Origin of the sequence: Youhaiella tibetensis (assembly GCF_008000755.1) — a bacterium.
Lineage (GTDB): Bacteria > Pseudomonadota > Alphaproteobacteria > Rhizobiales > Devosiaceae > Paradevosia > Paradevosia tibetensis.
This window is the reverse complement of the sequence record NZ_CP041690.1, coordinates 2,569,627-2,590,148: the sequence shown is the minus strand read 5'-3', so window position 1 is coordinate 2,590,148 and position 20,522 is coordinate 2,569,627. Positions and strand designations below refer to the sequence as shown.

Genomic DNA, 20,522 nt, shown 5'->3' with positions numbered 1-20,522 from the left:
CCCGTGGATCTGTTATGTCCCGGCTGGGCGCCGGGGAGCCGTTTCGTCAGTCAGACCATTCTCCGGACTTGCCGAATTGCTGGCGCGCCGCGGCGCCGAACCGTTTTTCCGCCTCGACCATGGCCTGGCGCGTTTCGGCCATCGTGCCTCCGCGCAGCAACTGGCTGGCGCCGATCACGGTGTGGCACTCGTTGGCATCCATGAACTGGGTGGCTTCGAGAACACGGGCCTGGTCCTCCTCGGGGATGACCATGAAGCCGTGCTGGTCGGCATGGAGCAGTTGGCCAGGCTCGATGGTTAGCCCGAAGACTTCCACCGCATGCCCCCAGCGCACCGGCCAAGCATAGGCGTGCCCGACACAGAGGCGCTGGGCGAGCGCCTTGAAACCGAGCGAGCCCATCTCGACGATATCGCGCACGCCCCCGTCGGTGATCATGCCCACACAGCCAAGGGCCCGGTGGAGGCTCGCATTGACCTCGCCGAAATAAGTGCCGATGACGTTGGGGCTGTCGGCGTCCTTGACCACCACGATCTTGGGACCGGGCACGCTCTCGAGATAAGCGCGGTATTCGCGCGGTGCCTCGGAGCGATCGATATGGCGCGGATTGCTGGGTTCGACCTCCAGCGTGACGGCGTAGCCGATCATCGGCCCGAACTGGGGCATGAAATCCTGGACAACATCGCGATTGACGACGCTGCGACGATCGACCCGGCTGACCTGTTCCCATCCATTGTAGACGGTCGGCGTCGAGAAGCGGCGCAGGCGCAGCAGATCACCTTCTGAAAGCGTGTGAGCGCTCAGTTTCCCCTCCCTATCGCGTTCAGCATTGTGGAACGCAGTTCATTATTTGTGATGATACGAACACGATTACTCTCACCGGTCAAGCCGATGTGAGACAGAGGAGTGGAGTAATGAAATGGTTGGCTAGTTATGTTGGATATTGGCGGCGATTTCGATCGCGAGCCGGTGGGTGCCCAGCGCATCCGAATAGCTGCAGGTCACCGCATTCGGATCTCCCTGGCGCACGGCCGCAAAGAAGGCGCGGTTCTGGAGCGTGTAGCTGCTCGCGCCGCTTGGGACGCGAGACACGGTCTTGCCCTTGATGAACTCGACAGCACCGAGCGTAACCACGATCTCGCAGCCTTCGCAGATGAGTCGCAGTTCCGGCCCCGGACCATCGGGCAACACGCAGGTGGCCGTCACGACGCCTGGGACGGTCCCGAACTGCAACAGCGCCGCGCTGGCTCCGGCGACGTCGCCGTCGCTGAACCCTGGAAGGGCGCCAAAGCTGCCGGCTGCGCCGAGTAACCGGCCTTCGCCTGCGAGGTGTCGGGCGAGGTCGATCATGTGGCAGGCCTGCTCGACCATCTGTCCGCCGCTCTGCGCCTCAAAGCGCCACCAGGGCGCCGCTGGCGTGCCGACATGGAAGCGGCCCAGCACCATTCGCAGTGGTGTTATCGCGAGTTGTTCCCTTACGGCACCAAGCGTATCGAGGGCGCGCCAGTTGTATCCGACAGCGGCGACCAATCCCTTGCTCAGGATCCGCTCGTTTATGGCGGCAGGCACCGCCTTATCGAGGCCGATCGGCTTTTCAACCAGGAAGGGCACGCCGGCCGCAATCAGGGCGTCTTCGATCGCGCCATGCTCCGCGGGCGGCACCGTGACGATCACGGCGTCGGGCCGCCCCTCACCGAGCAGCGCGTCGAGTGATTGGTAGGCGCGACCGCCGAACTCCGCCGCCGCAGCCTCCGCCCTGGCCGGATTGCGAGAGAGATGGGCTACGACCTCAACGTCGGTATCGGTTTCGCCGAGCAGCGAGAGGTGGCGTGCGGCAATGTTGCCGGTCCCGATCATTCCAAGTCGCACATTTGCCTCCCAACGAAATGGCCAGATTTATCCGGACCCTAGCATTGACGGGCCGCCGCGAGAATTATGATCGCCATTGATGGAGTGGACGCTTCGAGACCGCCCGGGCCGGCTCCGATTGTGGCTGTTTCGTGTTATGCGCGAGAAGCAATTCAGCGTCATCGCTCGTTCGGTTGACCGCATCTGCCCTCCATCCTCAACTCGTGTGCTCCTGGGCCGCGCATGGACTCCCACGCGCCGTGGTCCGCCGTTTGGGACAGGAGACTCGCTTGCTCAAAATCCTCTATCTGGTTCCAAACCTGTCCGATCCGGCCGTGGCGCGCCGCGTGGCCATGTTCCGCCTGGGCGGCGCGCAGGTCGAGATTGCGGGGTTCCGTCGCTCGGATGCGCCTCCCGCCGAGCTGCCGCTGGAAAGGCTCGTGGAGCTCGATATCACTCATGACGGCCGTATGCTCCAGCGTCTGGTCGCAGCGCTGGGCGCGGCGAGCCGCGCTCGCGGCTGGGGACGTTCGCTCTCTCGCCCCGACATCATCGTCGCGCGCAACCTGGAGATGCTGGGCATCGCCAATCGTCTGCTCGACCTTTGGCCGCAAGCGCCGTCACTCGTCTACGAGTGCCTCGATATCCACCGCCTGATGTTGCGCAGCGACGGGTTGGGGAAGGGCATGCGGGCAATCGAACAGCGTCTGCTCCGCCGCGCCTCGTTGCTGCTGACCAGTTCCCCGGCCTTTCTGAGCAACTATTTCGATACCGTGGGAGCCCCTCCGGCCTTCCTCGTTGAGAACAAGGTGCTCGCAGAGGCAGACGACGAACGAGGCCGCAATCCCGCGCTCGATGGAAGCATGGCGCCCATCCGCGTCGGCTGGTTCGGCGCCCTGCGCTGCCAAAAGTCGCTGAACGCGCTCGAGAAGGTTTCTAGGGCGCTTGGAGGGCGTCTCGATGTGACGTTGCGCGGGCGGCCAGCGCTCACCGAGTTCGATGATTTCCATGGCGAGGTCGCCGCCTCGCCGAACCTGAAATTTGCCGGTTCCTATCGCTATCCGGATGATCTGCCAGGTCTCTATTCTGCGGTGCACTTTTCCTGGGCGATCGACTTCTTCGAGGAGGGCCAGAATTCGCGCTGGCTCCTGCCGAACCGGCTCTACGAGGGCTGCCTGCACGGCGCCATCCCCATTGCCCTTGCAGGAACCGAGACCGCCACCTTCATCGAGGGTTTGGGCATTGGCCTGACCATCCCCGATATTGAACCGCAGACGCTGTCGGACCTCTTCTCCAGCATCTCACCAGAGCGGCTTCGAGCGCTGGCGAACGCCGTCGCGGCCATGGACCCGGCCGCTTTCCGTTGCGATGCAAAAGCGTGTGCGGAACTGGTCGAGCGACTCGCCCGGACGAAATCGACCGGCGAAACGATGGAGCAGGCGGCATGAGTGTGCTTGTGCTCATCGTGATCCCGACGCTCAACGAGAGCCGGCACATAGGGGCGCTGCTCGATGCGCTTCTGGTGGAAGCCGAGGCCCTCGATGCACGCATCGTCGTCGCGGATGGCGGGAGCACCGATGAGACGCTCTCGATTGTGGGGCGCCTCGCCTTAGGGACCTCCCGTATCGCCATTGTCCACAACCGCCGGCGCGTTCAGAGCGCCGCCGTCAATTTGGCCGTCGAGCAGTTCGGCGACGATGCCGACTACCTTGTGCGGGTGGACGCCCATGGTGCCTACCCACCCGACTATTGCCGGGCGCTGGTGGCCGAAGCCGAACAGCGGCGGGTTGCAAGCATTGTCGTGCCGATGGTGACCGTGGGCCGGGCGCAGTTCCAGCGCGCCGTGGCTGCGGCGCAGAACTCTCCCATCGGGACGGGCGGTTCGGCGCACCGCATCGGGGGAGCCTGCGGACCGGTCGACCACGGGCACCACGCCCTCATGCGCGTGAACGCCTTCAGGGCGGTGGGTGGTTATGACGAGACGTTCCGCGCCAACGAGGATGCCGAACTTGATCACCGGCTGCGGATGGCGGGCCATACCATCTGGCTCACAGATCGGACCCGGATGACCTATTTCCCGCGCGACAACGCGTGGGGGCTCTTTCGCCAGTATTTCGCGTACGGCGGGGGCAGGGCGCGGAACATCTTCAAACACCACATGCGCCCCCGCCTGCGCCAGGTTGCACCGCTTGCAATCCTGCCCGTGGTGCTTCTGGCGGCGCTCTCTATTTGGCACTGGGGGTTTCTCGTGCCGCTGGCGCTCTGGGGCGTCGGGTGCATCGCGCTCGGCATGCGTGCCGCCAGAAAGTTCTACCCTGATGACGCGGTTCCGGCCGTGTTCTTGCCGCTGGTGGGCATTGCGGCGATGGTCATGCACCTGGGCTGGTCGGCTGGCTTCTGGCTGCATGTCGCGCAGCGTCCGTTCAGGCGCGAACCTTCGTGAAGCCCATGGCCCGAGTCGATATCTGCGTTTGCACTTTCCGCCGCTCCTTCCTTGCCGAGACCCTCCGGTCCATCGCCCTGCTTGACCGGGGCGAGTACGAAATCCGGGTCATCGTGGCCGACAACGACGCGATGCCGACGGCCCGCGAACTGGTTCGGGAGGCGGCGCGCGAGATGCCGTTTCCTCTCCAATACGTCCACGCACCCGGAGCCAACATCAGTATCGCGCGGAATGCCTGCCTCGACGCGGCGGATGGCGATTTCATTGCCTTCGTCGATGACGACGAGGTGGTCGGGCGCGAATGGATCCGCGCCTTGGTGGAGCAGGCTCAAGCCACGGGGGCAGCGGCTGTTCTGGGACCGGTTCGCGCCGTCTATGGCCAGAACGCGCCAGGCTGGATGGTCGAGGGAGATTTCCATTCGACCCTTCCGGTCTTCGTGAACGGGACGATCCGCACCGGCTACACCTGCAACGTGCTGGTCCGCTGGAGCCCGCCTTTCCGGGATGTTCGTTTCGATCCTGCCCTCGGCCGCAGCGGGGGAGAGGACACGGACTTCTTCAATCGCCTCGTGGCGCTGGGGGGCGTGATCGCTTTCGCGCCGGACGCCAGGGTGGAAGAACCCGTGCCGGCGGATCGGGCGACCATGGCCTGGCTGGTGCGCAGGCGGCTGCGTTTCGGCCAGACCCACGGAATGCTCTTGGGCGGTTCACGCGCGGCGACGGCGGTGCTGGCCGCATCCAAGGTCGGCTATTGCTGCGCGATGACCGGATTGACGGCCTTTTCGCCGGTCAAGCGGCGGCGCAACTGGCTGCGCGCCGTCCTGCATGTCGGTGTCCTGGGAGGACTGATCGGCGTGCGCCAGCGCGCCCACTACGGGGAGGCGTCATCGCCTTGAGAACGAATTCCAACCCGGCCATCGTGGCGGAGAAACAGCATGCTTGAACGAACCGGATACCCTGAAGCGGGGCTGCCGCAGCCCTCTGACATCAAGACCATTGACCTGGCTCGCCTGGTGTCGCTCGTGCGCCGGCAGGGTTTGGTTCTGGCTAGCTGCGTAGCGCTCATGCTGCTGCTGGCCGGCGTCTATCTCACGCTGGCGCCGCGAAGCTACGTCTCGGCCGGCCAGATTCTCATCGACAGGAACCTGGAGCAGGTGACGGGCGAGAACGGCACCACGTCGACCAGCGCCACCGATCTCGAAGCCCAGGTTCTCAACCAGGTGGAAGTCCTGCGCTCCAGCCGGGTCGCAAAGGCGGTCGCCCGCGCCGAAAACCTGATGACCGACCAGCAATTTCTCAATCCGCCGCCGTCGTTCTCGCAGCGGGTCAGGGGGTTGGTTGGCATGGGCCCTCCGCCGCGCCCGGCGACTCTGGAGGCAACTCTCGATGAGGTCGTGGGTATGTTGCGGGCCAATGTGCAGGTCGACCGGATGGGACGCAGCTCGATCATTCGCGTCGGCTACGAGGCCGCGACGCCAGAACTCGCCCAGCGCATCGCGCGCGCCTATGCCGAAGCCTTGCTGCAGGACCAGCTCAACGCCGAGCTGGAAGCGACCGGTGCCGCGGCCGACTGGCTGCAACAGCGCCTCGCCGAAATCGGCGAGAGCCAGCGTCAGGCCAGCCTCGCAATCGAGAAATACCGCCAGGAAACCGGCCTGACTGTCGGCCAGGACCGCGACCTCACCACCCAGCGGATCAACACGCTCTCCAATCAGCTCGCCGAGGCGCAGGCCGAGACGGTTCGCCTGCGGGCGCTGTCGGCGCAGCTCAAGTCGGTGGTCGAGGCTGGGCCGGAATCGGCATCCAACTATGTTTCGCTGCTCGGGGGCACACAGGCCGACCCGGCCGAAATCGCCGCGTTGCGAAACCAGGTCGCCACCCTTGCCAGCCGGATCGGGGATGTCGAGGCCAAGTACGGTGCGGATCATCCGCAACTGGCCAACCTCAAGGCCGAAAAGGCGGCACTGGACAACCGCATTTTCGCGCTTCTGCAGAACCTGGATGAGCAGTACCGCACCCAGTACACCATTGCCCAGGAGCAGGAGACCGGCCTGCGCGCCGACATCGACGCAGAAGGCCACAGCGCTGGGGCCATCAGCCAGGAGCAGGTGCGGCTCAACGAGCTCCAGCAACGCTCCGACGCCTTGCGTTCGCTCTACAACAGCTATCTCACGCGCTACGAAGAGGCCGTCCAGCGCCAGAGCTTCCCGATTCCTTCCGTTCGGATCGTGACCGATGCACTGCTCCCGGAGAATCCGTCTAGCCCGAGGACGATAATCATCATCGCCGCTGCGGTCATCGCTGGATGTTTCATCGGCGCCGTCATCGGGCTGCTCAACGAGCTGCGCGAGCGCGGCTTCAGGACGGGCGCGCAGATCCGGCAGCAACTCGGCCTGCGTTTCCTTGGCTACATGCCTCGACTGCAGCTCGATGCGGCCCGGCCGGACGAAAGTCTGCGGGGAGCCGTGCGGACGGCACTCGCGCCCCGCATGGGACGACGCTGGGGTGCGCCATTGGCGGAGACCCTCAAGACGACGCGCTTGTTGCTGCAGCCGGTCGCCGATCGGGGAACCGCCGTTCTCGGCATCCTGTCGGTCCTCCCCGGAGAGGGAAAATCGACGGTGGCGCTGGCGCTTGCGGAGATCCTGACCGCCAGTGGGGCCCGCGTATTGCTGATCGATGCGGATGAGGGGGCCGGATCACACTCGGGCTTGCCTGTCCGGCTGCTTCCCTCCCAGTTGGGCGACTGGCGCAAAGTCGCGGCAGCCGATCCCGAAACCGGGTTGGTCAGGTTGTCGGCGGCTTCGCCTGAGGCAGGGAGCGGCGATCTCTCAAGCGTGGCAATGCAGAAGGTGCTGGCGGAAGCACGCGGGCAGTTCGACTACGTGATCCTCGACCTACCGGCGCTGGGAACCGTCGTCGACGCCTTTTCGGTGCTGCCCTTTACCGATGCCAGCATCCTGGTGGCCGAGTGGGGGAGGACGCCCCGGCGCGTGCTCCGCACAATGCTCGAGCACGAACCCGAGCTTGCCGATCACACCATCGGGGTGATCCTCAACAAGGTCGATCTGGGCGCGTTGCCCAGGTTTACGGAGCTTGGGGGGATCGAGCGCTTCGCCTATCGCGGCGAGAGGCGCCGTATCGGGAGCGGAAAGGAAGCGGCGCCCAACTAGGGCGCCGTTTTTCTTGGCTATTCGGCTGCGACCTTGAAGCCGTCGATCAGGGCGGTGTGGAGGCCGAGCTTGGCCAGAGCGGCGAGGAACCCCTCACCGATCTCTTCGCGGTCGAGAGCGTAGGCGACGTTGGCGGTTAGGAACCCGATCTTGGAGCCGCAGTCGAAGGACTGGCCTTCATACTTAACTCCGAAGAAGGGTTGGATCCCCATCAGGCTCTGCATGGCATCGGTGAGCTGGATTTCTCCGCCCGCGCCTCTCGGCTGGTCGGCGAGCAACGAGAAGATTTCCGGCCGCAGAATGTAGCGGCCAGAGATGATGAGGTTGGAGGGGGCATTGTGGGGATCGGGTTTTTCGACCATTTCCGTGATCTGGAAGCCCGCGTCATCGCCTCGACCCCGCCCGATGACGCCGTAGGATGACACCTCCTGGCGCGGCACCTCTTCGACGGCGATGACGTTGCCGCCCGTTTCCTCGTAAGTCTCCATCATCTGCTTGAGCACGCCGCGGCGGCCCTTGAAAAGCATGTCCGGCAACAGCAGCGCGAACGGTTCGTTGCCGACGAGCTCGCGCGCGCACCAGACGGCGTGGCCGAGCCCCAACGGCTCCTGCTGGCGCGTGAAGCTGGTCCGTCCGGCCGAGGGCAGGTCCTCGCGGAGCGACTCCAGAGCGGCCATCTTGCCGCGGGCCTCGAGCATCGCCTCGATCTCGAACTGACGGTCGAAGTGATCCTCGATAACACCCTTGTTGCGTCCGGTGACGAAGACGAAGTGGGTGATTCCGGCTTCCCTGGCCTCATCGACGGCATACTGGATGAGCGGCCGGTCGACGACCGTCAGCATCTCCTTGGGCATGGCCTTCGTCGCCGGAAGGAATCTGGTTCCAAGGCCCGCCACCGGGAAGACGGCGGTTTTTACCTGTTTGACCATGGCTTTCTCCTGGGTATGGGTAGTCACGCGCAAATTTGAACATGGCGCGCTTCAGTCGATCCAGCCGAAAACACTGTTAGGCGTGCATGGCTCGATTGCAGATATGCCGCTTATCGTCTTTCGTTGCTTTGACTGTCCTTGCCCTGCCTTTGCCTCTATTCTGCCTCCTGCGCCGGGACGATCTGTGCAGTAACTATGCAGGACGCCCTAGTTGTCGCGCGGTTCGTGGTTGAAGCTCCAAGTAGAGGCACGCGCGCAACACGCGTCGTGGACGTGGGCGGGGCAGGCCCGACTACGCAGACGTGATCGACCCAGGCATTTTCATGGCTGTGGGAGGGGTGTATTTACCCCGTCATGGTACCAAGTGGTCAGCTGCTCGGTATCGGTCGGCCATTCTGGTCCCTCTAGGGACAGGGGGAGGGTTCGTTGGACAGTGACAGGCAGGACAAGGGCACGCCGGGCAAGGTACCGGCGGCGGTGCCGCCTGCATCTGGCGAACGCGCGCAGTTTGCGTGGCCGTGGGGGCTGGTGGCGATAGGCGTAATGGCGTTGGCCTGGGTCGGCATCTACCTGATGTGGAACGGAATCGTGTTCCTCTTCGCCAAATAGGGCGAGGCCGGTTTTACGCTGTTGGGCTGCCCCGTTACTTGCGGTTCTTCGCTCATGCCTAACGCTTGGGCATCCTAGGCAGTAAAGGCGCCTCGAGGCTGGCAGGACGACTGCAATCCCTTGATTTGCCGCGCGTCCGCTACGCTATTTTGGGTGATTTTGTGACGTGAGCATGCATGACAGCCATGCTCTGTGAACGTTGCCCTCAATTATCCCTCATGTTTGCCTCTGCGATGTGCGGGCCGCCAAGCTTGACCGGTTCGCAATAAGCCGGCCGTCGGGCAACAAAGCCGCGGCCAACCTTACGAATGGGAAGAGACTGGTGTCGTTTGGGCGCTCTGCGCCTGCGCGCTCCCCTTCGCTCGTCCCGAAACAGGTCCTAGTGGGCCCATGGGAAGCTCTAGTCTGGGTGAGAGGACATCATGTCGATCATCAATGCTGAAATGGGTTCGCGTACCCCCACCAAATCGGAGGTTCCCAGAGGCGCACGCGCAAAGCGGGCTTTCGACGTCACTGCGGCTTTGGCCATGCTGATCTTCGCCCTCCCGGCGATGTTCTTCATCGCGGTCATCCTGTTCTCCACCGACCGGGGACCGATCGTCTTCGCGCATGAACGCGTGGGCCGGAACGGACGCCGCTTCCGGTGTCTCAAGTTCCGCTCGATGGTCGTGAACTCCCAGGAGGCGCTGCGAAAGCACCTCGAGGCGTCGCCACAGGCCCGAGTGGAATGGGAGGCGAACCAGAAACTGACGAACGATCCCCGGGTGACCCCAATCGGACGGTTCCTCAGGGCAACGAGTCTCGATGAGCTGCCGCAGCTAATCAACGTCATCCGTGGCGACATGAGCCTGGTCGGCCCCCGTCCCATCGTCGAGGACGAGGTAGCGCGCTACGCCGACGAGATCGCGCAATACGCCGCAGTGCGGCCCGGAATCACCGGCCTCTGGCAGGTCAGTGGACGCAGCGACGTCGACTACGAGCAGCGCGTCCAGCTCGATAGCCGCTACGTGCGCGAGTGGTCCTTCGCCGGCGACATCGTCATCCTCGTCAAGACCGTCAAAGTTGTGCTGCTGCGTACCGGCAGCCGATAGCAGGGAGCGTACAAATGGTTCTTCTGTCCCTTCGCCCGCGCGCATTTCGGTCCCGCAATCCGGGGCGCGATGCCGAAACCGATGCCGCGCGCTTCGAAACCATCCGCAACGCCATCGCCATGGCACTCGACGACGCGCGTCGCGAGCGTGACGGGCTCCAGCAACGCATCGACATGCACTATGCCCAAGCGGTCAGCGTCCTCGACAGCTCGGATGAATATGGGGCTCGAGACGCCAAGGACGAGGCCATGATCCGCAGTGCGGAGCAGGGCGCCTCCAACGGACGCAAGCGGCTTGCGCAGCTCGACGCGCAGATCGCCCGGCTCACTCGCTTCATGGCGGAAGTTGACGCGACGGCTGCCGGTACGGACACCGAGGTGGTCGCCTGAGGGCGACCGGTCACTCGTGCTTGAGGCCCAACGAACCGGCAATCCAGATCAGCCGGGCACGCCGCTTGTCTCCGTGATCATGGCCAATTTCGAGGCAGGGGGTAGGATCGTCCACGCCCTGCGTTCTGTGCTGGCACAGACACTTGCGGACATCGAGGTCATTGTCAGTGACGACGCCTCGCGCGACGACAGCATCGCTTATGTCCGTGATGCGATGAGAAACGATGGTCGGGTCCGTCTCGTCACCACGCAATCCAATGGTGGGCCGGCGCGCTCCCGCAATCGCGCCCTGGAAGTGGCTCGCGGTCGCTGGATCGCGGTGGTCGATTCCGATGACATCATCCATCCCGAACGGTTCGAGCGCCTGCTCGCCGCCGCCGCTTACCATGACGCCGATATCGTCGCCGACGATCTGCTGCTGTTCTACGAGGATGGCACGGCCCCACGGTTGATGCTCGGAGAGGAGGCCAGCACCAACTTCCTCGTCGACACGGAGCGCTGGATCATGGGGGGGATCGGGAATACGCCCGCGCTTGGATACCTCAAACCCCTGGTCCGCGCCGAAAAGCTCGGCCATGTTCGGTACGACGAAACACTGCGCATCGGCGAGGACTACGATCTCGTGCTCCGGTTGTTGCTGGAGGGGGCTGCGATGGTGGTGGTTCCGGAGCCCTTCTACCTTTACCGGCGCCACACCGCCTCCATTTCACATCGCCTCTCAGCCGCTGACGTTGAAGCGATGATTGACCGGCAGACAGTCGTCGCGGCCGCGGTGGACGGTCCGCTCTCGGTGCCTGTGGCTGCTGCTTTCACTGCGCGGCAAGATGCGTTGCGGCAGCGACTGGCCTACGAGCAACTCGTGGCCGGCGTAAAAAGCCGCAGCCTGGCGCGCGTCGTGTCGCTTATCGCGCGCGATCCAACACATCTGGGCCGGTTGTGGGCGTCGTTCACCGAGGGGCGTCGTCGACGCTTGCCGACGCAGATGCCCTCACAGTCTCCGGTCCTGTTTCTGGGCGGCGTGGATGCCGGCAGTATCGCGGAGGTCGTGCCCGACTACGTGCCGACGGAGCAGGTCGACTGGTCGGCGCCCCGGCAGCGTGAGATCTGGCGTTCTCTCGCTGCACGTCGCGGCGCCGGCACCACCCGGTGCGTCCCGCTCGATCGCGCGGGACGCTATGCGACCGGGTTCATCCCGGAGGCCGAAATCACACCGATGGAGACGGCGGGGAGGGTGCCGTGACCACCTTTCCCGACAGGATTACGGTCAACCTGGCTAGCGTTCTCACCTTCGGGGCCTTTGCTGCCCTGGTCCTCAACGCCATGTTCGGCTCGCTGGCGGCGCTGACATTCATGTTCTGCGGGATGCTGCTCATAGTCAGCAATCCGGCAAGAAGCGTCGATAGCCTTCGCCGCTGGTGGTTCGTGCTGCTCCTGCCTGCCTATTGCATCCTTACCGCCTTGTGGTCGCAATTTCCCACCAATTCAGTGCGCTATGGCGTGCAGCTCATGTTTACCGCGATGGTCGCGGTCGTCATCACGGGGCGGCTTTCCACCGCGACGCTGATGCGGCTGATGTTCATCGTCTACGCCATAGGAGTCGTCGCGAGCGTAGCGTTTGGCCGAACCGGGGCAGGTGGGACCTGGCTGGGCGTCTTCGGCAGCAAGAATGCCTTTGCGGCACATATCGCGGTGTTTGTGTTGATCGCCGCCGCCCTGACGGCCGATCGCGACAGTCCATGGTTTTTGCGCCTCTGCGCTTTGGGGGGCGTGGTCATATCAGGGCCACTGCTGATCCTGGCGCAATCTGCCGGCGCTACCCTGATGGTCCTGCCGTGCCTGGCCGTCATCGTGCTCACTTTGGTGACGACACGGCTTTCCCAGAACCAGAAGCTCTTCCTTCTCGTCATGCTGGCTATTGCCGCTGCCGCCCTCGCGCTGGTGGTGCTAGTCCTGGGCGACACGCTGCTGGCAGAGGTGCTCGAAGGTTCGGGCAAGGATCCCACGCTCACCGGACGAACCGACCTCTGGGCGACCGGTCTCGGCTACATAGCCGAGCGGCCACTGCAGGGGCTTGGCTACCGCTCGTTCTGGGTCATCGGCTTCGCGCCGGCCGAGGAGCTTTGGGCGATGTTCGATGTCCCGGCGGGCGCAGGCTTCAACTTCCATAACACCTACATTTCGAACGCGGTCGAGATCGGCCTCGTGGGGCTCGCGATGCAGATCGTGCTTATCTATGGCGGCGCGCTGCTCATGGCGGCCTACACCTTCGCCCGACCCAGTCCAGCCAACGCCCTGCTGCTGGCGCTTCAGTTGCTGATGATCCTGCGCAGCTTCATCGAGGTTGAGGTGTTCTTCGAGTTCTCCATCCGCTCGATCATGGGGATCGCGACGTTCATCTATGCATTGGCCGGCCTTTTGGTTCTGCGTCGCCAGCCCAGCACGCCAGCTCCGCATTTGTCACACAGAGGGTTGTTCAGACATGCCTGACTTCCAGACAGGTCTCGTTCATATTCGCACGCCGACCTACCGGCGCCCGGAGGCTTTGCGCCGCGCCTTGGCCTCTATGGTGGCCCAAACCTGGCAGGATTGGGTCTGCGATGTCTACGATGATGACAGCGGCCAGTCGGGGAGGCGCGTGGTCGAGGAGTTCGCCGATCCGCGCATACGCTACACCGCGAACACGCCCCAGCTTTTCGCCTCGCGTAACATCGATCACTGCTTCTCGGCGTCCAATCCGCACGGGGCGGAGTTCTTCTGCGTAGTGGAGGACGACAACTTCATTTTGCCCGCGTTCTGCGCCGCCAACATCGCCCTCGCGCGCGAGCAGAAGGTCGAGATTGTCCTGCGTAATCAACTCATCGAGCACGACAGCGGCAAACCCAGTGCCTTCCTGAGTGCCACTGGCGTTTTGGATGACCTCTTTACCGACGGCGTCTACGAGGCGCGGGAATTTCGCATGTCGCTCCTCGCCGGTATCGGTGTTTCCAACGGTGGCCTCTTCTGGTCCGTGCGGGCCCGCTCCCCCCTGGAGATTCGGTATTCTTGTACAGCGACCGTGCAGGAATACCTGCGCACCTATTCCATTGCCGAACCCATCTACGTCGCCCTCGAGGCGCTTGCGGTCTGGGCGGAAAATGGCGACCAGACCACGCGCAATGCCGAGCTGGGTATTGGCTACCTGCGCCGCGAACTCGATCTCAAGCGGACGGTACAGGCGTTGCGCCAGAAGACCTGGGCCGAGGCGTCGGTGATTCAGCGAAGAGGCTTCCTAACAGATCCACGCTTCGCTGCGCCTGTCGCCGTGCGCGCTTCTCATGCTGGCAAGGCGCTGCTCGATCCGCGCTTTGCTGGTCATATCTCATCGGCGCAACTCCTGCGCTTGCGAGCGAGGGGGCTTGCCATTCGCCTGTTGGGGCGCCTGACGCCCGATTTTGAGAACTTTCTGGCCTCGCGCAGCCGCGTCCACGATGGAGCGGCTCGACCATGAGCGTTGTGGCGGAAGCGGATGGCAGGCTCGACCACCTCAAGAGCGGCCGCGCCAGCGCCGCTATCAAGGGCACACTCTGGTCGCTTGCAGGCAGCTTTGCGCCGGCCGCCCTCGGCTTCCTGGTTTTCCTTGTGACATCGCGGGTACTGACCCCTGCGGAGTTCGGCATCGTGGCGTTCGCTGCAAGCATCGGAACCATTGGTCTTGCGATCGCGCCAGCAGGATTTCGCGAGGCGCTGATCCAGCGACCATCGATTTCTGCACGGCACCTCGACACCGTGTTCTGGCTCTGCCTCAGCGCGGGAGTGCTGATTTACGCCGGCCTGTGCTCGAGTGCGCCATTTGTGGCGGCCGCGAGCGGACAGCCGCTGTTGGGGGCCCTCATTCCGTTTATTGCCGCGCGAGTGATCTTCGATATGGCAGCCGCGGTGCCCAACGCACTGCTGGTGCGCACCATGTCATTTCGCATGCTGGCGTTGCGGACGACGGCGGCGTCAGTCGTTGCGGCGCTGCTATGTCTGCTACTACTCTGGTTGGGACTTGGCCTGTGGGCGCTCGCGGCCTCGCAACTGGCCAGTTCCGTCGCGACTTGCGTCGCGGCACTGGTCGCAGCGCGGTGGGTTCCGGGTTGGCGGTTCGACCGGCAAGCCTTGGGGGAGCTGCGGGCCTTCGGGCTCTTTTCAACCGGCAATCACTTCATCACAACCATCAACCTCGACCAGATGTTGATCGGGGCCTTGCTGGGGCCGGCATGGCTGGGCATCTACGGTTTTGCCCGGCGAATTTTTCAAATTTTGACCGATGTTCTATCGGGCGCGTTGAACCTGGTCTCCTATTCGCTGCTCTCATCGATGCAGGACGAGCCAGGCAAGCGGCGTGACGCCTATCTCCTAGGGACCTTTGCCTCCTCGGTCGTCGCGTTCCCGGTATTTTCGGGCCTGGCGCTGGTTGCAGGCGACCTTATCCCGTTCGCCTTCGGGGCGCATTGGCTCGAGGCGGTTCCGGTGGTGCAGGCGTTCTGCGTGCTCGGGGTGCTTACCGCGATCGGGATCCTGCAGGCATCGCTTATTCGCAGCCAGGGCCAGGCTGATCTCTGGCTCTATTACATAGCCCTCAAGCAGGGTGTGACGGTCCTTTACATCTTTCTTTTCGCCCGGTGGGGTATCACGGCCCTCAGCATGTCTCTCGTCATCCTCAATATCGTGATGTGGCTGCCGACCGTCGGCATGGTGGCGCGTATCCTGGGCATTTCCATCCCTGCCTACCTGGCCTCGTTCGCGCTGCCGGTCGCGGCGACGGTCATCATGGGCGGGGCGGGCTGGCTCACGCAGCTGGCGCTCGGCGATGCCGATGTTCTGACGCGCTTGGTCGCAACGATGGGCGCCGCAACATTGAGCTACGGCGCCGTCGTTTGGGTTTTGGGTCGACGTCAGGTCGAAATGCTGGCCGCTTTCGTGAGGCGTCGCCGCTAGCTCACCGCGAGGCGGCTTCGGACGAAGGTGTCCACGGCCTCCTGGGCGCGTTCGGTCACCTCGGCAATGCGGGCGTCGCTGCTCAGTTGCGGCTCGAGGCGCGCCATCGCCGACAGATGCCGGGCCGCCGCCGCCGTCAAGGCCCTGTTGGGCAGCGCGGCCAAGGGCGAGGCGCTGAAGCGTCCTACCTTTCCCAGGCTACCGCCTCTGCCGGTTCTTCCGATGTAGAATTCCAATAGGCTGGTTGGCTTGAGCGGGTTGAGTCTGACGTCGAGCCCAAGAGCGCCGGCCCAATCGAGCCATTTGCCGTGATGACCGCCGTAGATCGGGCGCGCGCCGATCCACGGGGTTCGCAAGGCATCGGCAACGATGGCGCCGTGCATCGCCTCCGTAATCAGCAGCCGGGCACCCCGTATCTGGCTCAGCACCGTCTCGACCGGTGCGGTGGCGTCGATCAGAGTCATGCCTGCCAAGCGGCAGGCCTCGGCCCAGTCGCCCCGCTCGAGGCTTTCGTAGTGCGGCATGAAGGCAATGCCGGCGCTCGCGTCGGGGGCGGGCAGGTGCATGGCGCGGAGTAGGATGGCGCTGTCGCAGATGGAGAGGTTCGGATCGATTGCGAGCGTTCGCGCCGTATTGGGGCCGCGCACGAAGCGGATGTCCCAGCTGCCATCGTGCACGTCCGGCAGGCCCATATAGCCGGCGTAGCCGGAGCCCATGACGAATTTTCGCGACTTTTGGGGAAGGTGATTGCCGATGATCGAGCCGATGCCGACGAAAAGCTCGCTGTCGTCGTCATCGAGAAATCCCGCCGGCAGCAACGCCGGCCAGACGTGGAGATTGAGCTCGTCGCCGAAGTTGGGCACCTTGCCGCGGAAGAAAACCAGCTTCATTGGCTGTCTCCCTTGTTCTGGCAGAGGATGGATGCGTCGAAGGCGCAGGCTCCACCGAGCGGGGTGAAGGCGACCCAATCGACGTCCATCGCTATCGGGTCGGTCACGTTGTCGAAAGGTCCCATCCAGTCCGTCAGCGTGTCCGAGCCCCACAGGCTGAAGAATACCCGCTGCGGGTTGGTCGGAATCGTCTTGGGATCATCCATGGTTCGCACCAGTTGGCCGTTGAGATAGAAGCGAATGCGATCAGGCTCCCAGGTAAAGGCGTAGGTCACGAATTCGGTCGAAGGTGTTGGAAGCGCGAGGGATTGTCCGCTGCCGACCTTGCCGTCGCCGCTCTTGCCGTTGACGAAGGTCGTCGTGTCCACCTTGCCGGGGTCGCGCAGCAGCACCTCGAAGTCGATTTCGTCGTGCGGCTTGCCTTGTTGCTGGCCGATATAGGTAAAGAATGCCGCGTTGAGGCCCGAACCCGTCGGAGTCTTGAAGCGCGCCTCGTAGGTGCCGAAACCGTAGGCCTTTCGCGTCTGGATCTCCCCGCAACGGAATTGGCGGTCGCCTTTCGGCAGCGGAGCGAAACCGACATGGAGCATGCCGTCGCCGGCTTTGACCTGGTCTGCCGACCAGTTGCAGTTCTGGTGGGCGCCGTTGTTCCATCCGTCTGAAACATACCAGCGGCCCTGGTCGAGGCTGTAAAAGCCGTCAAAGAAGCCTGCCTCTTGCCCGAAGGCGGGGCCGGTGAACGCGATGCCCGCAAGCGCTGCGGCATTGAGCAGAATTCGCATCTCGTGCCTCATCACTTGTCACCCACGAGCATCAACCGCGCGACGACGACATCGCCGGCGGCGACCGGAGTGTTGAGGTCGGCGGCAATCTCCTCGCCATTCCGTATGATCGCGTAGCGGTAGGTTGCAGCGGTTTCTCCGGGGACTTCAGCCCCGGTGTGAAGTGCGGCCTCCTGAACCAACCCTTTCTGGGTCACGATCTTGAGCTGGCTGGCGCCGATCTGCCCGTCGACGGTCTGGCGCTCGAGCGTGAGGTCGGCGATCCGCTGTTCGGAGAGTCGCGATTGCTCCCGTTCGACGGCGGCGATGTCCTGTTGCGCCTGCAGGGATGCGGTCTGGCTATCGAGCAGGCGCGCTTCGAGGTCCGCGACATTGGTCTGGAGCGAGGAAACCCGGGAGGCAAGCGCCAGTCCGTCGTCGGAGAGGGCCGTGATCTTGTCGAGCTGATCTCTGGCCGTCACCAGCTGCTTTTCGGTGTTTGCGCGCTTCTGCTGGAAGCCTTCGATCTGTTTTTTGAGCAGCTCGACCTGGTCGGCAAGTGAGCGCGACTGGAATTCCACCTGGCGCTTCTGCGCATTAAGGATGGCCGTTTCCGCATCGACGATGCCGCTGATGCCGGTGGCGCCTTCGAGGTCGGCGGGAACGGTGATCCGATCCTGCCCCGCCAGTTCGGCGTCCAGCCTGGCTCGGCGGATCATCAGGCGGGAATAGTCGTCTTCAAGGACATCGAGCGCTCCGGTCGTCGTGAGCATCTCGCGCTCCGGGCGCGCCACCGCTTCGCTGCCGCGCCGTTCGCCCCCGGCCAGCGCCAGTGCCTTGATGACAGTGAGGTTGGGCGCGAACGTGTATTCACCCGGTGATCCGACGTCCCCGGAGACGTAGATCGGCCCGTACTCGGCCACTTCCACGGTCACGGTTGGGGCGGTCACCAGTCCGAGCGTCTGCTGCAAGGCGGAGCCGAGTGCCGTGGCAAGTTCCGCGCTCGTCTTGCCGGCTCCTTCTGTTGGTCCTACCACGGGAAAGTTGACGTTGCCGTCGGCGCCGATGACGTATTCCCCGCCAAGGGCGGTCCATTCAGCGAAGTCGGACTCGGCCGCCTTCCATTGCACCACCTTGATGTTGAGCTTGTCGGAAATTCCGAGAGCGTAGGGTTCGGATGCCTGGGCGGCACCCAATGCGCCCAACCCCACCACAAGCCAAATCGCGCTTAAGGCGAGGGGCCTTATCCCTTTCGGGCGCTGGATCATTTCCCCATCCTCTTAACTGGTCTCTTGATGGGGCGATGGTCGCGGCCGATCACGCCCTCAATGGGGCGAGGGTACCTCCCGCTCGCGAAGCGTGGAAAACCGGGCGTTCTGGTAACGCTTTGTTATTGAAAGGATTTCTTTTCACGATTGAGTATCGTCGGCTCACTCAAGGCAGGCATGCGCCGCTCGGGCAACTTCTGGGGTGCAACATGGCTGCGTCTTCCGTTTCGTGGCGGAATCGAAACGCCCGCGGGGGCATAGCCGAGGGCAATCATCCTTCGGCGTTGCACTGAAGAGAGGGCCGGCCAGATCAGGACCCGGGACGTCTCGTCGAGGCTCCCGTATTCGCTCTGATGTTCCGCGCTTCGCGTGCGAATTTCGAAAACGCGGGGATCGAACGGTTCGGCGAGAAGGGGGAGGGCAGCGAAGAGCCGGGCTGCCCGTCGCGGCGATAGTTGCAGGTTTCTGTCGAAGTAGACCAGGATCTCGTCGATCTCAGGATCGTTGGTTAGACCCTGGAGCCTGCGGATCGCTTCCTGGCAGGTCTGCTGCTTAATGCGTGCCGTTAGCCCATGGACCTGATCTCGCGTCGAAATCGGGTCGAGCTGCATGCCGTCGAGGTATCCCTTGACGGGATAGCGAGCGACGCATGTCTGGCAAATCCAGTGGGAATCTGCGCCTCGGACGACCTCGTAGGTGAGGCGTTGCTCGCTTCGTCCGCAAAACCCACAGGCGCTGCCGAGCGTTACATCGTCGGTGATTTCCCAGGTAAAGGTCCATTCCTTGGGGTCGCCGACGTCTTCGTTCAGCGTGTGGCGGACTTTCGGCATCCTCTCAGGGCTCCTCTGTGGTGCGGGCTACCCCTTCAGGACGAATCCAACGTACGCCTTTTGAGGTAGTTCCATCTGGGCGACGAAAGCGGGCGACCTCTTGGCGGCGCAACTCTGAAGGCGTGGCGAAAGTGAGGAAATTCGAAGGCAGCCGTTTGGTGTGGGCCTCAACGATCTCCTGAAACGGGCGCCGGCTTGAGCGAAAGGGCGATCTGGTTCAACCTCGACGGCGCCGACAACTAGCGGCAGCGGTCGGAGCGCGGATCGTCAGGGTTCGATCGGTTCCTGGATCAGGGTGACGCCGAACCGGTCGCGTACCGTCTCGACGATCCTCGCAGCAAGCTGGGTGATCTCGCCATAGGTGGCGCCACCGTGATTGACGAGGATCAGGGCGTGCTTATCGTAGACACCGGCTTGGCCGTGCCGATAGCCCTTGAAGCCGCAGGCCTCGATCAGCCAGGCGGCGGAAAGCTTGACCGAGCCGTCGCGCTGCGGATAGCGCGGCACGCCCGCAATGCCTTGCGCAAGCTCTGGCTGGACGATGGGATTGTGGAAGAAGGAGCCGACATTGCCCAGGGTGCGCCAATTGGGCAGTTTTGCTCTACGCACCTCGAGGACCCGCTCCATAATGGTGCGGGCGTCCGCGTCCGACGGGAGGCTGTCGAGGCCTGGGTAGGAGAGGTTGGGCGTCCAGTCGCGGGGCAGGGCGAACGTCACCTCAAGAACGATGAACCGGTTGCCGGAACGCTTGAACATGCTCTGGCGATAGGAGAAATCGCAGTCCTCGCGTCCCAGGCGTACTTGGCGGCGTTCCTGGGTGTCCCAGACCAGCAGCGATTCCATGCGGTCGGCCAGCTCGATACCGTAGGCGCCGATGTTCTGTACCGGCGCTGCCCCCACCGTGCCTGGGATGCCTGCAAGGTTTTCGAGGCCCGGTAGCCCCTGCGAGATGGTCCATGCGACGAATTCGGACCAGTCTTCGCCCGCTTGCGCCGTCACCGTAGCAGAGCCATCGGCGCGCTGGTCGATGCTTTTTCCCTTGGTCGCCATGAAGCCGACGACGGCGGCAACCTCTTCGCGAAGCACCACGTTGCTGCCGCCGCCGAGGATGCGCAACGGCAAGCCTGTTCCTGATGCCAGTGCGGCCAGTTCTTCGATGGCTTCGGCCGACTCTATCCGCGCCCCGAAACGGGCGCGTGCGGCGAGGCCGAGCGTGTTGAGCCCGGAGAGGTCGAAGTCTGCAATCAGGTTCATGTCGTGAAGTCGCTGTCCTGGACCGGCGCGGCGCAGGGCGCCGGGCATCTTGGTTGGAAAGTCCCCATGCAGGTGCCCTC

The 20,522-nt window shown here is 63.9% G+C and carries 19 protein-coding genes; 11 read left to right on the top strand and 8 right to left on the bottom strand.

Annotated features, from left to right (window positions below; all coding sequences use genetic code 11):
• Positions 1–46 precede the first annotated feature (46 nt).
• Both FNA67_RS12480 and FNA67_RS12475 read right to left on the bottom strand, forming a co-directional pair.
• A complete protein-coding gene (locus FNA67_RS12480; protein WP_342211039.1) occupies positions 47–763 on the bottom strand; it encodes an RraA family protein in 717 nt (238 codons plus the stop codon).
• 162 nt (positions 764–925) lie between these two features.
• The gene (locus FNA67_RS12475; RefSeq protein WP_147656251.1) at positions 926–1,855 is read right to left on the bottom strand and encodes a Gfo/Idh/MocA family protein; all 930 of its coding nucleotides are present in this window, start codon (positions 1,853–1,855) and stop codon (positions 926–928) included.
• 281 nt (positions 1,856–2,136) lie between these two features.
• On the opposite strand from FNA67_RS12475, the gene FNA67_RS21945 reads away from it, so the two are divergent.
• Genes FNA67_RS21945 through FNA67_RS12460 form a run of 4 tightly spaced genes read left to right on the top strand, consistent with a single transcriptional unit; the run spans position 2,137 to position 7,462 of the window.
• On the top strand, positions 2,137–3,294 hold the full coding sequence (locus tag FNA67_RS21945; protein ID WP_170267305.1) for a glycosyl transferase family 1: 1,158 nt from the start codon (positions 2,137–2,139) through the stop codon (positions 3,292–3,294).
• Positions 3,291–4,289: a glycosyltransferase family 2 protein gene (locus tag FNA67_RS21940; protein ID WP_170267304.1), complete on the top strand. Its 999-nt coding sequence runs from the start codon at positions 3,291–3,293 to the stop codon at positions 4,287–4,289. The genes FNA67_RS21945 and FNA67_RS21940 overlap by 4 nt, the downstream gene beginning before the upstream one ends.
• Positions 4,290–4,294: 5 nt before the next feature.
• Entirely contained in the window at positions 4,295–5,185 is an 891-nt protein-coding gene (locus tag FNA67_RS12465; protein ID WP_147656250.1) for a glycosyltransferase family 2 protein, read from the top strand.
• Between the two features lie 39 nt (positions 5,186–5,224).
• A complete protein-coding gene (locus tag FNA67_RS12460; RefSeq protein ID WP_147656249.1) occupies positions 5,225–7,462 on the top strand; it encodes a Wzz/FepE/Etk N-terminal domain-containing protein in 2,238 nt (745 codons plus the stop codon).
• A gap of 17 nt (positions 7,463–7,479) precedes the next feature.
• Here the strand turns inward: FNA67_RS12460 and galU are convergent, their stop codons facing one another.
• Positions 7,480–8,391, bottom strand: a complete 912-nt coding sequence (galU, locus tag FNA67_RS12455; protein WP_147656248.1) for a UTP--glucose-1-phosphate uridylyltransferase GalU — start codon at positions 8,389–8,391, stop codon at positions 7,480–7,482.
• Between the two features lie 426 nt (positions 8,392–8,817).
• Here galU and FNA67_RS21935 point away from each other — a divergent pair, with 426 nt between their 5' ends.
• The 7 genes from FNA67_RS21935 to FNA67_RS12425 all read left to right on the top strand — a co-directional run bounded on the left by FNA67_RS21935 (position 8,818) and on the right by FNA67_RS12425 (position 15,439).
• Positions 8,818–9,000, top strand: a complete 183-nt coding sequence (locus FNA67_RS21935; RefSeq protein WP_049705476.1) for a hypothetical protein — start codon at positions 8,818–8,820, stop codon at positions 8,998–9,000.
• A 422-nt stretch (positions 9,001–9,422) separates the two neighbouring features.
• A complete protein-coding gene (locus tag FNA67_RS12450; RefSeq protein WP_147656247.1) occupies positions 9,423–10,091 on the top strand; it encodes a sugar transferase in 669 nt (222 codons plus the stop codon).
• A 14-nt stretch (positions 10,092–10,105) separates the two neighbouring features.
• Positions 10,106–10,480 carry a hypothetical protein gene (locus FNA67_RS12445; RefSeq protein ID WP_049705474.1) on the top strand — a complete coding sequence of 125 codons (375 nt, stop codon included), beginning with the start codon at positions 10,106–10,108 and terminating at the stop codon, positions 10,478–10,480.
• Between the two features lie 16 nt (positions 10,481–10,496).
• Complete coding sequence (locus FNA67_RS12440; protein ID WP_147656246.1) at positions 10,497–11,720, top strand: glycosyltransferase family 2 protein; 1,224 nt, start codon at positions 10,497–10,499, stop codon at positions 11,718–11,720.
• Positions 11,717–12,967: an O-antigen ligase family protein gene (locus tag FNA67_RS12435; RefSeq protein WP_147656245.1), complete on the top strand. Its 1,251-nt coding sequence runs from the start codon at positions 11,717–11,719 to the stop codon at positions 12,965–12,967. The genes FNA67_RS12440 and FNA67_RS12435 overlap by 4 nt, the downstream gene beginning before the upstream one ends.
• On the top strand, positions 12,960–13,967 hold the full coding sequence (locus FNA67_RS12430; RefSeq protein ID WP_147656244.1) for a glycosyltransferase family 2 protein: 1,008 nt from the start codon (positions 12,960–12,962) through the stop codon (positions 13,965–13,967). The genes FNA67_RS12435 and FNA67_RS12430 overlap by 8 nt, the downstream gene beginning before the upstream one ends.
• Positions 13,964–15,439, top strand: a complete 1,476-nt coding sequence (locus tag FNA67_RS12425; protein WP_147656243.1) for a lipopolysaccharide biosynthesis protein — start codon at positions 13,964–13,966, stop codon at positions 15,437–15,439. The genes FNA67_RS12430 and FNA67_RS12425 overlap by 4 nt, the downstream gene beginning before the upstream one ends.
• On the opposite strand, the gene FNA67_RS12420 is transcribed toward FNA67_RS12425, so the two are convergent.
• The 5 genes from FNA67_RS12420 to murB all read right to left on the bottom strand — a co-directional run bounded on the left by FNA67_RS12420 (position 15,436) and on the right by murB (position 20,442).
• On the bottom strand, positions 15,436–16,329 hold the full coding sequence (locus FNA67_RS12420; protein WP_147656242.1) for a polysaccharide pyruvyl transferase family protein: 894 nt from the start codon (positions 16,327–16,329) through the stop codon (positions 15,436–15,438). The genes FNA67_RS12425 and FNA67_RS12420 overlap by 4 nt on opposite strands.
• The gene (locus FNA67_RS12415; protein WP_244616340.1) at positions 16,326–17,111 is read right to left on the bottom strand and encodes a family 16 glycosylhydrolase; all 786 of its coding nucleotides are present in this window, start codon (positions 17,109–17,111) and stop codon (positions 16,326–16,328) included. Before FNA67_RS12415 ends, FNA67_RS12420 begins: the two co-directional genes overlap by 4 nt.
• Before the next feature lie 11 nt (positions 17,112–17,122).
• The gene (locus FNA67_RS12410; protein ID WP_170267303.1) at positions 17,123–18,286 is read right to left on the bottom strand and encodes a polysaccharide biosynthesis/export family protein; all 1,164 of its coding nucleotides are present in this window, start codon (positions 18,284–18,286) and stop codon (positions 17,123–17,125) included.
• 194 nt (positions 18,287–18,480) lie between these two features.
• Complete coding sequence (locus tag FNA67_RS12405; protein WP_147656239.1) at positions 18,481–19,188, bottom strand: hypothetical protein; 708 nt, start codon at positions 19,186–19,188, stop codon at positions 18,481–18,483.
• A 267-nt stretch (positions 19,189–19,455) separates the two neighbouring features.
• Entirely contained in the window at positions 19,456–20,442 is a 987-nt protein-coding gene (murB, locus tag FNA67_RS12400) for a UDP-N-acetylmuramate dehydrogenase (protein ID WP_147656238.1), read from the bottom strand.
• Positions 20,443–20,522 lie beyond the last annotated feature (80 nt).